Origin of the sequence: Actinoplanes xinjiangensis (assembly GCF_003148685.1) — a bacterium.
GTDB lineage: Bacteria > Actinomycetota > Actinomycetes > Mycobacteriales > Micromonosporaceae > Actinoplanes > Actinoplanes xinjiangensis.
The window spans coordinates 1-13,819 of sequence record NZ_QGGR01000060.1 but is presented as its reverse complement, the minus strand read 5'-3'; the positions used below and the strand labels follow the sequence as shown (position 1 = coordinate 13,819).

At 68.3% G+C, this 13,819-nt stretch carries 15 protein-coding genes; 10 read left to right on the top strand and 5 right to left on the bottom strand.

Annotation, left to right across the window (positions count from 1 at the left end; translation table 11 throughout):
* On the bottom strand, positions 1 to 439 hold a 439-nt coding region (locus BC793_RS50940; RefSeq protein WP_211340671.1), incomplete at its 3' end, for a hypothetical protein.
* A 745-nt stretch (positions 440 to 1,184) separates the two neighbouring features.
* On the opposite strand from BC793_RS50940, the gene BC793_RS48075 reads away from it, so the two are divergent.
* Complete coding sequence (locus tag BC793_RS48075; protein ID WP_239170761.1) at positions 1,185 to 1,769, top strand: helix-turn-helix domain-containing protein; 585 nt, start codon at positions 1,185 to 1,187, stop codon at positions 1,767 to 1,769.
* Positions 1,694 to 2,287: a transposase gene (locus tag BC793_RS48070; RefSeq protein ID WP_109603346.1), complete on the top strand. Its 594-nt coding sequence runs from the start codon at positions 1,694 to 1,696 to the stop codon at positions 2,285 to 2,287. Before BC793_RS48075 ends, BC793_RS48070 begins: the two co-directional genes overlap by 76 nt.
* Positions 2,288 to 2,389: 102 nt before the next feature.
* Here BC793_RS48070 and BC793_RS48065 read toward each other — a convergent pair whose 3' ends face one another.
* Both BC793_RS48065 and BC793_RS53005 read right to left on the bottom strand, forming a co-directional pair.
* Complete coding sequence (locus tag BC793_RS48065; protein WP_109603345.1) at positions 2,390 to 3,247, bottom strand: slipin family protein; 858 nt, start codon at positions 3,245 to 3,247, stop codon at positions 2,390 to 2,392.
* A 288-nt stretch (positions 3,248 to 3,535) separates the two neighbouring features.
* The gene (locus tag BC793_RS53005; RefSeq protein ID WP_109603349.1) at positions 3,536 to 3,835 is read right to left on the bottom strand and encodes a universal stress protein; all 300 of its coding nucleotides are present in this window, start codon (positions 3,833 to 3,835) and stop codon (positions 3,536 to 3,538) included.
* Positions 3,836 to 4,553: 718 nt separating this feature from the next.
* Here BC793_RS53005 and BC793_RS48055 point away from each other — a divergent pair.
* Both BC793_RS48055 and BC793_RS48050 read left to right on the top strand, forming a co-directional pair.
* A complete protein-coding gene (locus BC793_RS48055) occupies positions 4,554 to 5,246 on the top strand; it encodes a CBS domain-containing protein (RefSeq protein ID WP_109603344.1) in 693 nt (230 codons plus the stop codon).
* 145 nt (positions 5,247 to 5,391) lie between these two features.
* Positions 5,392 to 5,664 carry an SHOCT domain-containing protein gene (locus tag BC793_RS48050; RefSeq protein ID WP_109603343.1) on the top strand — a complete coding sequence of 91 codons (273 nt, stop codon included), beginning with the start codon at positions 5,392 to 5,394 and terminating at the stop codon, positions 5,662 to 5,664.
* Positions 5,665 to 5,892: 228 nt separating this feature from the next.
* Here BC793_RS48050 and BC793_RS48045 read toward each other — a convergent pair whose 3' ends face one another.
* On the bottom strand, positions 5,893 to 6,102 hold the full coding sequence (locus BC793_RS48045) for a hypothetical protein (protein WP_109603342.1): 210 nt from the start codon (positions 6,100 to 6,102) through the stop codon (positions 5,893 to 5,895).
* 381 nt (positions 6,103 to 6,483) lie between these two features.
* A complete protein-coding gene (locus BC793_RS49355; protein WP_146246808.1) occupies positions 6,484 to 6,780 on the bottom strand; it encodes a hypothetical protein in 297 nt (98 codons plus the stop codon).
* Positions 6,781 to 6,883: 103 nt separating this feature from the next.
* Here BC793_RS49355 and BC793_RS48040 point away from each other — a divergent pair, with 103 nt between their 5' ends.
* From BC793_RS48040 to BC793_RS49350, 6 genes are all read left to right on the top strand, one after another.
* Positions 6,884 to 7,744 (top strand): universal stress protein, encoded by an 861-nt coding sequence (locus tag BC793_RS48040; RefSeq protein WP_239170760.1) that lies wholly within the window; start codon positions 6,884 to 6,886, stop codon positions 7,742 to 7,744.
* 219 nt (positions 7,745 to 7,963) lie between these two features.
* Positions 7,964 to 8,239, top strand: coding sequence for a DUF1876 domain-containing protein (locus tag BC793_RS48035; protein WP_109603340.1), 276 nt, complete (start codon positions 7,964 to 7,966; stop codon positions 8,237 to 8,239).
* Between the two features lie 123 nt (positions 8,240 to 8,362).
* Positions 8,363 to 8,794, top strand: coding sequence for a universal stress protein (locus tag BC793_RS48030; RefSeq protein ID WP_109603339.1), 432 nt, complete (start codon positions 8,363 to 8,365; stop codon positions 8,792 to 8,794).
* A gap of 168 nt (positions 8,795 to 8,962) precedes the next feature.
* Positions 8,963 to 11,656 carry a cation-translocating P-type ATPase gene (locus BC793_RS48025; RefSeq protein ID WP_239170759.1) on the top strand — a complete coding sequence of 898 codons (2,694 nt, stop codon included), beginning with the start codon at positions 8,963 to 8,965 and terminating at the stop codon, positions 11,654 to 11,656.
* 199 nt (positions 11,657 to 11,855) lie between these two features.
* Positions 11,856 to 12,779 (top strand): universal stress protein, encoded by a 924-nt coding sequence (locus BC793_RS48020; RefSeq protein ID WP_109603337.1) that lies wholly within the window; start codon positions 11,856 to 11,858, stop codon positions 12,777 to 12,779.
* 37 nt (positions 12,780 to 12,816) lie between these two features.
* On the top strand, positions 12,817 to 13,137 hold the full coding sequence (locus BC793_RS49350; RefSeq protein WP_146246807.1) for a hypothetical protein: 321 nt from the start codon (positions 12,817 to 12,819) through the stop codon (positions 13,135 to 13,137).
* Positions 13,138 to 13,819: the final 682 nt, after the last annotated feature.

The window sequence follows — 13,819 nt, the reverse complement described above, 5'->3', positions numbered from 1 at the left end:
CTACACGCGATGCTCCGCACCACCACCCCCTACCAGCACAAACCGGCAGAGAAAATCGCCCTCGCCGCTTGACAGAAACCATAGGGACACCCCCCCCGGGACCGTGCCATGCCCACACGCTGCGCGTGGCTGCAGCGTCCTGCCACTGCCGCAGCTCGGTCATCTCGGCCGTACGGTCGGTGAACGGGATCGCCTGTCGCTGCGCGGTGAGCAACATGCTCGGCTGCTGCCGCACCCGGGTCAGCTCAGCCAGCCCGGCCGGAGCCGGGGCCACGAACTCCTGCACCGCGAACGCTGGCGCGTCCGCATAGTTGATATTGATGTTCCCGCCAGCCATGAACACGTCCCGGCCGGCCTTCGCCATCTGGTAGCGCCCGCTACCCACAGCGGCCGGGCCAGGCCCATCACCCGCTTCGTCCGGCGGTTCAGGCACCTCCATCACCGCTACTCACGGCCACGGTCGACGTGCAGATTCCCACCAGCTACATTCGCATCCCGCTAAGCGTTCGCATCTTGGCGAACCTTGGCGCCGGGGGGCGGGCCAGAACGCCGTCGTCCACGACCACGCCCGACGTGCAGATCCCCCCAGCCACATTCGCATCCCTACCAGAACGCACCTTCTGCTGGAGATCACCACCTGTGGCTGGGGCCGCCGGAACTGCCCCACGCCGGGCCAGAACCACCCCGTACACCGCGATCGGCACACCGAGCACCGCCATCACCGCGGCAACCACGCTGGCCACCTGATCAGCCGTGCTCAGCTGATCCGCCGTCAACCGGGTCCCCAGCACCAGCACCCCGGCAACAACCGCGAACACCCCCACGGCCTGCCACCCCAGCCATCTGATCCCGCCGCCCCGAGCCATACCCGCCATCATGGACCGCACCGTCCACCAGCAACAACCCACAAACCCGGCACTGAACGGGCGGTCGTGATCCGACCCGACCCTGACCCGCTGCCCGCGACGGTTGGTGATCGACACTCAAGCAGGTTGCATCCATGACCGTCAACCTCATGCCCCAGTGCTGGTAACGCCACCTCGACACATGACCCGACGCCGACCGACCGCTACCGCGCCAGTGAACTCGACCCCCACCGGCGACGTCGGTGACTGGAGCAGCGACGGACAATTTACTGAGCTTCCGGAGTCGGGATCACTCTGAGGTCCACATCGCCGCTTTGGGTGATTCCTGACGATTCGGGGAAGCTGTCTAGTTGGGGCATGCGATACGGGGACGGCGGCGGGATCGGCCCGCAACAACGCGCCCGCCGGGAGCAGATCCGACGGCAGGCAGCACGCATGTTCGCTGAGGGGCTGAGCGCCCCGCAGGTGGCCGCCGAACTGGAGATCTCCACGAAATCGGCATACGCGTGGCGGCGGGCGTGGAAGGTCGGCGGTGAACAGGCCCTGGCCTCTCGTGGAGCGCCAGGACCCGACCCGGTGCTATCGGCCGCCCAGGTCCGGAAGCTGATCGACAGGATGGAACAGGGCCCGGCCGCGGCCGGATGGGACGAGGGCCAGCGCTGGACGCTGGCCCGGGTCCGCACGCTGATCGGCCGGATGTTCCACCTCACCGTCAGTATCACCACCGTATGGGAAACGTTGCGCCGCGCCGGTTACACCCCGCAGCAGCCGGTCCACCGGGCAGCGGAACGCGACGAGCAGGCCATCGAACATTTCAAGCGGTATCAGTGGCCTGCGGTAAAAGAGTCGCGCGCAGGCTGGGCGCGTGGATCTGCTTCGCCGACGAGTCCGGCATCTCGCTGAGACCAGCCCGGGCCCGGACCTGGGCCCGGCGAGGCACCACCCCGATCGTGACAGTCGCCGGCCTCGGCGGCCGTAAACTCTCGCTCGCCGGGATCGTCGCCTACCACCCCGGACATCAGCCGCGGATCATCTACCGCCCCGTGGTCCACCGAGGCCGTAAAGGCGAGCCGAAAGGCTTCGGTGAGGACCACTTCGCCGGCCTGCTCGACGCCGCCCACCAGCACCTCGGCGCGCCGATCGTCCTGCTCTGGGACGGCCTACCGGCGCACAAATCCGCCAAGATGCGCGCCCTGATCGCCGCCCGGCCATGGCTACGCGTCTACCGGCTGCCCGGCTACGCCCCCGAACTCAACCCCGTCGAGAACATGTGGTCCAGCCTCAAACGCAGCATGGCCAACCTCGCTCCCGGCGGCATCGACGACCTGCTCCGTGTCGCGAAGAACCGGCTCAAACGAATGCAATACCGGCCCGTCCTTGCCTTCGGGTTCCTCGCCACCAGTGGACTGGCACCACCCTGACCCTGATCCCAAAAGCTCAGTAACCGCACCGGTTGATGCCGGAAGTCCCGCACCCCTAAGGGTGCGGGACTCGGATGAATCGGGTCTATGCCGGCGCGGGCTTCACGGCGCCGGGGTAATCGGAGGCGTGAGGCCTGGCAGTGTGCTGCCGTTGGGCGGAAGCGGGCGCGCCGGAGCGCCGGGTGTAGCGGCAGCGGCTTCGCGTGCCAGGAAGGTGCCGAGTTCGCCGATGGTGCTCATCAACGGTGCCGGGAAGACGACGGTGGTGTTCTTGTCGACGCCGATCTCTACCAGGGACTGCAGGTTACGCAGTTGCAGGGCGAGAGGGTGGGCCATCATGGTGTCGGAGGCGTCGCCGAGCGCCGCAGCGGCGAGTGACTCGCCTTCGGCGTTAATGATCTTCGCGCGCTTTTCCCGCTCGGCCTCTGCCTGCTTGGCCATGGCGCGTTTCATCGTTTCGGGGAGCTGGATGTCTTTGAGTTCGACGAGGGTGACCTCGACGCCCCAGTCGACGGTCGTGACGTCGAGGATGGTGCGGATGTCGATGTTGATCTTGTCTGTTTCGGAGAGGGTCTCGTCGAGGGTGTGCCGGCCGACCACCTTTCGCAGAGTGGTCTGGGCGATCTGATTGATGGCGGTCTTGACGTTTTCGATCGCCACTACGGCCTTGACCGTGTCCACGACGCGGAAGTAGGCGACCGCGGAGACGTCGACGCTGACATTGTCGCGGGTGATGATGCCCTGCGACTGAATCGGCATGGTGACGACGCGCATCGAGACCCGGTGCATGATGTCGACAACGGGAATGATCAGCCGCAGCCCCGGTTCGCGGACGCCGATGACGCGCCCGAGCCGGAACAGCACCCCGCGCTCGTACTGCTTGACGATGCGCACCGACAGGGCGAGTGCCAGCAGCAGCACTGCCGCGACGATGATCGTTACGGTGCTCAGGGTATTCATCAGGGACTCCTTCAGCGCGCTCCGACGTCGGCGGGCAAGCGGCTCGCGATTCGAAGCCTGTCTCTCGACTGTCGCGCCTGCCGTCGAAGTGGGGGAGGGCCGATGGTCCCGAGCCGGAAACGCTGTTTCGCGTCAGCGCGGAAACCTTACGAATCCGCTGCCGGGAGCTGCCGGCACCGCAAGCGGGCGCCTCAGCGCCGACGCGGCAGTTGCCGGAAGCCGAAAAGTGATACCACCCTTCCGGGGCCGCATTTCACCGTGGCGTGGCCCGTGGTGCACGCCGTACCGCTACAGCCTTTCGGCCAGCTGGGCCCAAACGACGGCGTTGCACCTTGTGGACGCATCGCTGTGTCGGGGTCGGCGGGATGCGGGCACGACGCCGCGGACGCCGGCGACCGGTGCCCGGCCGTGGTGCCGCAGCGTCTGGGCGACTGATCCGAGCATCCCGTGGTAGGGCAATCGGCTACGTGCACCCACGACGATCAGCGACGCCTCCTGCGACTCCCGGGCCATCACCGCGGTCGGGTCGCCATCCAGAACACGCAGTCGAGCGTCTATGCCGGTCGCGAGCGCACGAGAGGCAATCATTTTCTCAAGCGCGTCCGTGCATGTCTCGGATTCGGGCACATGCACGACGATCAGCCCGTGCCGCCGGTTTGCGGCCGCGTCGAACGCGTAGTCGAGAGCCGGCCTCTGCCGCAGCGGAGCACGGCGCGGTTCTGCGCCTCGCGGGCAGCGGTTTCGACCGCTGGGAGGCTGGTTGGTGAACCGCTCACACCCGCGACGATGCGACTTGTTGCTGAGGTGTTCATGTGTTCACCTTTTGCCGCAGCGGCCGGCCGGGTGGCTGACACGTGGGTCTTCCCAGGGCTCCAACCTAGGCCGACCGGGGCGAGGCGGCGGAGGGCTTATCGCCGCTGGTGTTACGCGGGGACAGGTGCCTACAGGTGGCCGGCGGCGCTACAGCTGAAAGATGCGGACGCTCCGCTTCGATGATGCTCGGCATACTGAGGCCGTCTGCTCCGGCGGCCTGCACCGACTACCACGAGATGAGGTTGCCAGCTTGTGGCGCCGGCCAAAGCGCCGAACGTCCCAAAAAGCCGGGACGTTCGGCCCTGACGGTGCCCGGGACCGCAGCGAACGGTCGAGTGGTGGCCTCTATCTACGACGACGGCTGTGATCGAACCCGTCAGACCGTGCTCCGGTCTACTGCGGGCCCCGTCTCGGCAGGCGACTGGCCGCTGCACCGTTCGAGGAGCTGTTGCGCGCTGTACTGCGGCGCGTGCGCGATCGAGGAGGAACCGTCATGCGAGTCCGCGACATCATGACCAGTTCGGTATACGTCGTCCGGCACGATGCGCCGGTGGAGGACGCCGCCGAGCTGATGACCACGTACGCCGTCACCGCGTTGCCCGTAGTGGACGGCGACGAACGGCTGGTCGGCATGGTCAGCGACAGCGACCTGCTGTGGCATCGAGTACCGGCCGAGCTCACCACGGACCCGGGGCATCATCCAGACACGGGCGTCGACCAGGAGCGCCGGCTCGGCGTCGTGGTGGAGGCGATGTCCGAGTACCCGGTCACCATCACCCCCGGTGCTGACGTGGCCGACGCGGCGCAACTGATGCTCGACCACGACGTACGTAGCCTGCCGGTGCTGCAGGATCACCGGATCGTCGGCATCCTCAGCCGCCGCGACATCCTGAAGGCGATGGTCCGTGACGACAGCGTGCTGACCGCAGACGTGCAACAACGTCTCGACGACTACGCCGGCAGTCACAACCGGTGGACCGCCACCGTCGAGGCCGGAGTCGCGACTGTCGAGGGCCAGTTTCCGAACGAGCAGCAGCGTACGGTCGTCACCGTACTGACGCGTACAGTCCCGGGGGTAGCCGCCGTGCGGCTGATCGACGACGACGACGGCGACAGTCCCAACGATGCCGTGACCGACGCTGTCTCCGGCGACAAGGCGGTCGCGGGGCGATCATCGGGCGAATGACATGCTGCCGTAGGCGATGCGCCGCGGGTGCGACGGAGGATCAGCCCGCTGCCGTCCGAAGCCCGTTTCCGGCTATTGCCGCTACTCGTGGCCGGCTCATGCAGCGTCAGTCGCCGGCCACCCAACGATGTTCGAGGAGGTCACAATGATGTATTACGGCAACGGCATGAACGGGTGGGGCATGCTGCTCATGGTCGCGAACAGCCTGCTGTTCTGGGCGCTGGTAGTAGCCGGCATCGTCGCCGTGGTCCGCTACACCGGCCGCGACGTGCACCGCAGTGGGCCGGTGACGCACGGACCTGCGCCGCAGCGAATACTCGCCGAACGGTTCGCCCGCGGCGACATCGATGAAGACGACTACACACGACGTCTGCAGGTCCTCGACACGACAACCCCGGCACACGCCCCCGGCGAGTGACGATGGTATCGACGCTTGCAACCTGTACCTGCCGCAGGAGGTTGAGGAGTCCCGGTACCGCAGCCTTTCCAGCGACACGTCGAGCGGCCCGGGGCCGAAGAATCTTCGGGCTTGGGCCGATGGTCGATGCCTGGTTCTGCGGTGTCAGCCAACACAGCGTCAGGATCCGGCGGGTCCTCCATCATCCTGGGGCGGGTCCTTCCTCGCAGCCGGCTGTCGGCCCCAGGTTCATGCAGGCACGGATGCCTTGGTCACGGTTGTCTTCTGACCGGCTTGCTGCTGCGTGACCGCCTCCGGGTCGATGCCCAGCCTCCGCAGCAGCGACGCGTTGCGTGCCGTGTCGACTGATGAAGGGAGCTGGCGAGCCACCCAGGCAGCTCGCTCGGGGAGCCCTCGAGCGCGCAGGGCCGCAACGATCGCCGCATTGTCGATATGCATGATGGTCCTCCTGTAGTGCTGTGCCCGTCCGGCATCGTCGATGCCACCGCGGGTTGGTGCACCGACTTCAGCGTGTCGTCGGACGGCCTCGCCCGCCAGGGTCATTCGACCCGCGAGCCGTGACAGCGGCCTGACGTGCCGTGTGCCCAGCCGATTCTGTCGGCAACAAGCGGTCGCTGGGCTGCCGAACCGGTCAGGTTCGGCAGACGGAGCGGGGGACCCCGCCGAGTAGGTGACACCCAGATCCAGCCGATGTTGCAGGTTCCTCGTCGATGCCCGTCACCGGCATACCTGCTGCCTCACCAGGACTAACGACTCTGCCCCGCGACTCGCCGAGTACCTAACGTGACGGTGGAGTGATTCTCATGAAGGCATGGCACGTCATCGACGTGATGACCACCGTTCCGCGGCCATGCGTAGCCGGGCATGCCAGCGGCGCTGGAACCAGCGCTGCGGGTCCGCGCCCGCGTATTCGGCTTTCGAGAAGCCCGCGTATTCGATTTCGAGAAGCAGGTCGATTCCGAGTGCAACCGTCGATGTCGAGGTCGACCGGGGCGGCGTCGTCTTCACCGGCCGCTCGAACGCTGGTCGACCGAGGCGCTGCTCGGGCGGCTCGTAGCGCTGATTCCCGGCGTCGTCGAGGCCACCGACAGGATCACCTACGACTACGACGACCAAAGGCGGCCGAACCTGATCGCGCGATCTCTTCCGACTGAGACGACCTGCACAACCACATCGGTAGGGGCGATTCGCTCCAGCGACCGGAAAGGACGGCAAGACGGTGGACGAGAGGACAACGGCCGGGGTGTTGCTCGGCTACGACGGCTCCCTGCCGGCCGGTGCCGCGATCGAGGTCGCGGCCCGGCTGCTGCCGGACACTCAGGGGCAGGTGACCTACATATGGACGCCCCCGTTCGCGAGCGAGGCGCTGCGACGCAGGCTGTGGCACGGCGTGGGCGGCGTGAACGAGTTCGTGGTGGCCATCGAACGCGAGGGCGAGGCCGAGGCTCGGCGGATCGCGGCCATGGGCGTTGCTCTGGCTGCCGCCCACGGTTGGAAAGCGCAGCCACTGATCCGGCGCTCGTACGGTGCTGAGGGCCTGCAACTGGATGAGGTCGCCGAGGAGACCGGCGCTGATCTGATCGTGGTGGGTTCGCGCGGGCTCGGCGGTGCGCAGGCGGTCCTCAGCAGCGTGTCCGACATGGTGGTGCACTATGCGCGTAGCCCTGTGCTGGTCGTGCCGCATCCGCTCCTGGAAGCCGAACGTGCCGTGCTGGACATCGGACCGGTTGTCGTCGGCTGGGACGGGTCGCCGGCGGCCGAATTCGCCCTGGCCGCCGTGACGCGACTGTTTCCGGGCCGTGCCGTCCTGCCGGTTTTCGCCGATGGCGGCGAGGAGCCGGCCGGCCCGACGCCCCCTGGCCTGGTGCGGCTCCGCCGGGATGGCGGCAGGCTGGAGAGCGGCCGGGCGAACGCCGCTGCACTGGCCGACCATGCCCGAACCGAGGATGCTGCGGTGATCGCCGTGGGCTCACGCGGGCGATCGGCGCTGCGGGAAATCCTGCTCGGCAGTTCCGCGATGGCCACACTGCACCATGCGCACCGGCCGGTCCTCGTCGTGCCGTTCCGCGCCCCGCGGTGAACCGGTGGGTGGCGGAGCGGCTGATCAGGCAGGGAGACCGGCCTTGAGTGTTGGTCGAGTGTTCGTCGACGACCGGCTGGAGCAAGCCGGCAGCCCGCACGCAAATCGCCGGCCAGGACAGGACCAACGACACTGGTGCCGCCCGATCGTCAGCCGTCAGATGGACGGGAGAAGCGACGCGGATCCGCCGGATCCGCGTCCTCGTCAGGGAGGTGCGTCATGCTCCACACCCGGACCTGGAATGTCGAGATAAACATCGATGAGTACGAGGACGAACGCCGTACTCGTGCCGTAGCGGTGTTGCGGACCGAAGCACGCCCTCAGGTGCGCGGGGAAGGCACCGCCTGGCGGGCGCCGCGAGACCGGGAAGTGCCGGAGATCGGTGATGAACTGGCGACCGCACGGGCGCTGGCCGACCTGGCCTACCGACTGCTCGACGTCGCGGCCGCCGACATCGAGGAAATCACCCACCGTCCGGTGCGGCTGAGCGGCTGAGAGCGCTCGGTTCGGTGAAGCTGTTCACCCCGGGTCGGGGTCCTCGTCCCGCTGAACACCAGCTGCGAATGACGCTCCGGAGGTGAGCGATGGCACGGTTTCGACGAGCAGGATCCCTTCGACGTGCGTGACGCAGACATCGTGGTCGGGGTGGACGGAGCATCGTCGGGGGTAGCCGCACTGCGATGGGCAGTGCGGCAGGCCCGGTTGACCGGCGCTCGGCTGCACGCGGTCACGGCGTGGGAGATTCCGGCGTTCTACGGTTGGGCGCCGACGTTCCCATACGACGACGAAATGGCAGCTACCGCGGGCAAGCTGCTCGCAGCGGCGGTGCGGGACGCTCTCGGCGACGAGCCCACCGAAATCGACCTGGTGGAGACGGCAGTACCTGGTCATCCGGCGCAGGTGCTGATCGACGCATCCGCGCACGCGGCGCTGTTGGCGGTCGGTTCACGCGGGCACGGCGGGTTCACCGGGGCGTTGCTCGGGTCGGTCAGCCAGCAGTGTGTGCACCATGCCCGCTGTCCGGTCGTGGTGATTCGAGGCCGAAGATGACACTTCGGAGCGTTCGGCAGGAACACTGCCCCCGCAGCGAGATGTGATGCCGGCCCTTGCGGCTGCCGACCGATGCAGGTCGGCGCCGCGTTCCCACGCACCTGGAGGCACTCCTCACGGGACCAATGACCCTGACGCATGCCGGAGACCAGGCGAACGCTGAGGGACATGGCACAAACGATGGCGGCTCCGGCCGAGGTCGACGAACGCCAACCACCGACCGAACTCTTCCGGCACCTGCGTTCCACGCCAGCCGGGCTTCGCTCCCGGGAGGCAGCGCGCCGACTGACCGTGTACGGCCCCAACGAGCTCTCCCGCCGCCACCGGCGACAGTGGCCGCGGCAACTGCTCGCCCAGTTCACCCAGCCGCTCGCGGTGCTGCTGATGATCGCCGCAGTGCTGGCCTGGGCCGGGCATGCGCCGGCGCTGGCAGTCGCGGTGATCGCTGTCATCCTGCTCAACGCCGCGTTCGCGTTCGTCCAGGAACGCCAAGCCGAGCAGGCCGTGGAGGCGCTGGCCGCCTACCTGCCGGTGTCCGCACGGGTCATGCGCGACGGGGTCATCGTCGAAGTGCCCGCCCGTGACCTGGTGCCCGGCGACGTCATGGAGATCACCGAAGGCGACCGGATCTGCGCCGACGGCCGCCTGATCGACGGAATTTTGGCAGTGGATTTGTCCTCCCTCAACGGCGAATCGATGCCGGCCACCCGCACTGCGGACACCGAGGTCGTGCCCGGGCCGCTGCTGGAGGCGCGGGAACTCGTCTTCAGCGGCACGTCCTGCACGGCGGGTCAGGCCCGGGCCGTGGTCACCCACACCGGCATGCACAGCGAACTCGGCCGGATCGCCGCGCTGTCCCAACGGGGCCGGCCCGAGCCCAGCCCGTTGGAACGACAGGTGCGCCGGGCCACCTGGATCATCGCAATCGTCGCCGTCTCCGCCGGCGCAGTATTCCTGCCGGTCGGCGTCCTCGCCGGACTCGGCTGGGCCGCGGCGATCAGCTTCTCCATCGGGCTGATCGTCGCGAACGTACCGGAAGGCCTGCTGCCCATCATCACCCTCGCCCTCGCCGCCGGCGTCCGGGAACTCGCGAAGGCAGGCGCCGTCGTCAAACGGCTCTCCGCCGTCGAGACACTCGGGTCGACGACGGTGATCTGCACCGACAAGACCGGCACCCTGACCGAGAACCGGATGCGGGTCACCCGGCTGTGGCTCGCTGACGGCGACCGGAGCGCGACCACCGCAGGCGGCGACGCCCGCGCCCGTGACCTCGCCGTCGCCGCAGCCACCTGCACCACCGCTCATCAGGCCGGCGACGGTGCACCGGCCGACAGCGGCGATCCCACCGAGCTGGCGTTGCTGCGGCTCGCGGAGTCGATGGGCGTACCGGTGCGGGCGGTGGACCGCGACGCCTCCCGCGACGTGCTGTACTCCTTCGACCCGCGCACCAAACGCATGTCCACCGTGACCGGCGGGCGACTGCACACCAAAGGCGCACCCGAGTCGATTCTGCCGTTGTGCACCCGCGTCATCGATGCCACCGGACGTGTGACTGCGCTGACCGACCCTGTGCGCGTCGACGTGACGGCAGCCGTCAACCGGTTCGCGACCGCCGGTCTGCGGGTGCTCGCGGTCGCCCGCCGTACCGCCGACCTGCACCTGCTGGCTTCCGGGCGTGATGTCGCGGAAGCCGACCTGACCATGCTCGGGCTGGTGGCCATGGTGGACCCGCCGCGCGAGGCGGTGCCGGCGGCGGTCGCCGCCGCCCACCGGGCCGGGATCACCGTGAACGTCATCACCGGTGACTACGGCCCCACCGCCGCTGAGATCGCCGCCCAGGTGGGCATCGGCGGCGGCCGCCCGCGTGTGGTCACCGGCACCGAACTCGAGCAGATGGGCGATGCCGAACTGGACCGGCTGCTGCGGACGCCTCAGGAGATCGTCTTCGCCCGCTCGTCACCGGAGAGCAAGCTGCGCATCTGCGAGGCACTGCGGGCCGAGGGCCAGGTCGTGGCAATGACCGGCGATGGCGTCAACGACGCCCCGGCGCTGCGGCACGCCGACATCGGCGTCGCGATGGGCCGCTCCGGCACCGAGGTCGCCCGCGAGGCGGCGACGATGGTGCTCACCGACGACAACTTCGCGACGATCGTACGAGCCGTCGAAGCCGGGCGGCGCGTCTACGACAATGTGCGCAAGTTCGTTCTCTACATCTTCGCCCACGCCGTACCGGAGGTCGTGCCGTTCCTGGTCTTCGCTCTGTCCGGCGGAGCGATCCCCCTGCCGCTCACGGTCCTGCAGATCCTGGCCATTGATCTCGGTACCGAAACCCTGCCCGCACTTGCGCTGGGCCGGGAAAAGGCCGAGCCGGGGCTCATGGACCGCCCGCCGCGCTCACGCAAAGCGGGCGTCATCGACCGGCGGCTGCTGCTGCGGGCCTGGGGGCTGCTCGGGATGACCTCAGCGATCCTGGTGATGACCGGCTTCTTCTGGGTGCTGTGGCGGGCTGGATGGCAGCCCGGCGCAGACCTGACCGACACGACCTACGCACGTGCCACGACGATGACGTTCGCCGGGATCGTCGCCTGCCAGATCGGTACCGCCATGGCGTCGCGCACCGACCACGCCGCGCTGCGCACCATCGGCGTGTTCAGCAACCGACTGCTGCTCGGCGGCATCGCATTCGAGCTGGTGTTCGCCGCCGCGCTGATCTACCTGCCGCCGCTGCAGGCGATTTTCGGCACCGCCGCACTCACCCTCACCGAGGTGGCGTTCCTGACGCCGTTCCCCGTACTGGTGTGGGGTGTCGATGAGATCTACCGAGCCAGGCAACGCCGTCGCACAGCCGCACCCGTCGGCTGAGGAGCCGACGACGTCATGACCACCCTGCCGTCACAAGGCGTCTGGTAGGCAGCCACCTTCCAGACGCGACGATAGACCTGGCGAAATCCTGACTTACCAGGCCTAAAGACCCTGCCAGCGCGGGACGTCGCAGGCGTGCAATGGAGATACCAGCACCGGTGGTCCCACCGGCGTCCAGGTATTTCTCGGAGGTGCCGTCATGACGAACATCGACAGGACCACGGCGGAAACCGAAGCACGCCGGCACACCGCCGACCTCAGGCGACCCACCCGCTTCGGCGATGCGATCAACCGCTACCTCGGAGCGGTCGGCTACCCCGACCCGCACACCGCCGTACCGGTCATCGCTGGATACCCCGATACCCCAGCGCTGCCGGACGCCGGTGTGGTCGTGGTCGGTGTCGACGACGATCCCATCAGCCACATCGCCGTCGACCACGCCGCGATCGAGGCCGAACTGCACGGCTGGGCCCTGCGTCTCGTACACGTCCGGCGTAGCGGCAAGGACGAGGCCGGCGAGCGGCTGCTGCACCGGCTCACCGACCGCGTACACGCCAGCGCCCCTTCCACTCCCGTGACCAGCCGGCTCGTCCTCGGGTCCGACCCGGCGCAGCAACTGCTCACCGAAGCCGCGGACGCCGGCCTGCTCGTGGTCGGTCACCGCCACGGTGCCACCGCGACCGCGTTCGGTCGCAGTGTCGCCGACCGGGTCGGCCGGCAACACTCCGGGCCGGTTCTGGTCGTACGGATGCCCGGCTGGCCGGTCGGCCCCGAATGGGGTACTCGCCCGATCGTGGTGGCCGCCGACGACTCCGCGCCGTCACGGGCCGCTGTGGAATACGCGTTCGCCGAGGCGAAGGTGCGCGGTTGCGATGTCACCATGCTGCATCTCGCCGGCGACGGTACGAACATCGCCCACAGCCTCGACTCACGGTCGGCGGTACCGGTCCATCATAAGATCATCTCCGGGGATCCGGTGACGGCGCTGATCGAGGCCTCTGACAAAGCAGCCGCAGTGGTGATCGCCCGGCACGGACATGGGGCTGTTCCCGGACGTCTGCTGACCGCTGCCAGCCACGTGCTACCGCATCGTGCCCACTGCCCGGTGTTCCAGGTGGGCTGACCGCCGCACGTTTCCACCACCGAAGCAGGAGCTGGCCATGGAAGCGCTGCTCGTGATCGTCGTAGTTCTGCTGGCCATGCGGCTGGTCGGCGCCCTCGCTCTGGTCCTGGTCAACCACGGCCGGCGCCGTCCGCCCGCGAGGCCGGCCGATCCGTGCCTGTCGCCGGTATGGGCACTCCCGCCTGTTCCGATGACAGACCCGGAACAGGCGCTACTCGACCGGCTACGGACGGGCGAAATCGGCCGTGGCCAGTACCGGGCGGCAATCGCCGACATCGCGCACCAGGCCGCGGCGGCGCCATCGCTACGAGCACCGGCCTACCGGCCCGGCCGGGCTTGCCCGAACTCAAGGCCCTGACCAGCGACAACAGGCGCGCCGGAGCAGGCATGGTCGCAAGCCCGAAACGGCCACGACCACGAGACTCTCGCCGCGGAAGTGCTATTGCCTTCCCGGTGTCCTCCACAGTCAGACCAGACGCCCGGCTGGTGGTTGACCTCCGCCTCTGGTGCGCCCGGCACCCCGGGCTTGTTCGGAAAGACTGGGGAGCCATGAAGCCCTACCGACTGCAGGTCGACGCACACCGCGACGAATCCCTGAGCCGCTGGCTCTGGCGATTCGAGTCCCCGCACTGGCAGGGTTGGGCGCCGGTCTGCTGATCACCGCCCTGCTGCCGACGTCGGCACAGCAACGAACCGCCAACGGCTGAAACTCCGCGCCCGTGGCAGCCGATCCGCCGGTGCCGGTCGACACATGATTGTTCACCCCGGCACAGGAGAATCTTGACCGATGCGGTCAAGAACAGCCCTTGAACTGCAGTTACGCGGCGTATTGTCGGGCACATGCGGTGCACGGGTGTTTGATGGCGGGGCCTTTCATGCAGCCAGAGGGCGCAGCAGCAGTGGTCCCAGCATTCCCTGACGGAGCCCTCCGGGTAGACCCTGACGGGTGAGGTTCCCCCTCGGGACCGGACATCTCGAAACCAGACAGCGGTCTGGGGAAGGATGTTCCGGTGCCTCGTCCCTCGAAGTATCCCGAGCAG

Bases quoted from the DNA above. Each gene is read 5' to 3' on its own strand.
- BC793_RS48045 (WP_109603342.1), bottom strand. From the start codon at position 6,102: ATGCATATCGACAATGCGGCGATCGTTGCGGCCCTGCGCGCTCGAGGG.
- BC793_RS48050 (WP_109603343.1), top strand. From the start codon at position 5,392: ATGATGTATTACGGCAACGGCATGAACGGGTGGGGCATGCTGCTCATG.
- BC793_RS49350 (WP_146246807.1), top strand. From the start codon at position 12,817: ATGGAAGCGCTGCTCGTGATCGTCGTAGTTCTGCTGGCCATGCGGCTG.
- BC793_RS53005 (WP_109603349.1), bottom strand. From the start codon at position 3,835: ATGATTGCCTCTCGTGCGCTCGCGACCGGCATAGACGCTCGACTGCGT.
- BC793_RS48065 (WP_109603345.1), bottom strand. From the start codon at position 3,247: ATGAATACCCTGAGCACCGTAACGATCATCGTCGCGGCAGTGCTGCTG.
- BC793_RS48025 (WP_239170759.1), top strand. From the start codon at position 8,963: ATGGCACAAACGATGGCGGCTCCGGCCGAGGTCGACGAACGCCAACCA.
- BC793_RS48055 (WP_109603344.1), top strand. From the start codon at position 4,554: ATGCGAGTCCGCGACATCATGACCAGTTCGGTATACGTCGTCCGGCAC.
- BC793_RS48020 (WP_109603337.1), top strand. From the start codon at position 11,856: ATGACGAACATCGACAGGACCACGGCGGAAACCGAAGCACGCCGGCAC.
- BC793_RS48035 (WP_109603340.1), top strand. From the start codon at position 7,964: ATGCTCCACACCCGGACCTGGAATGTCGAGATAAACATCGATGAGTAC.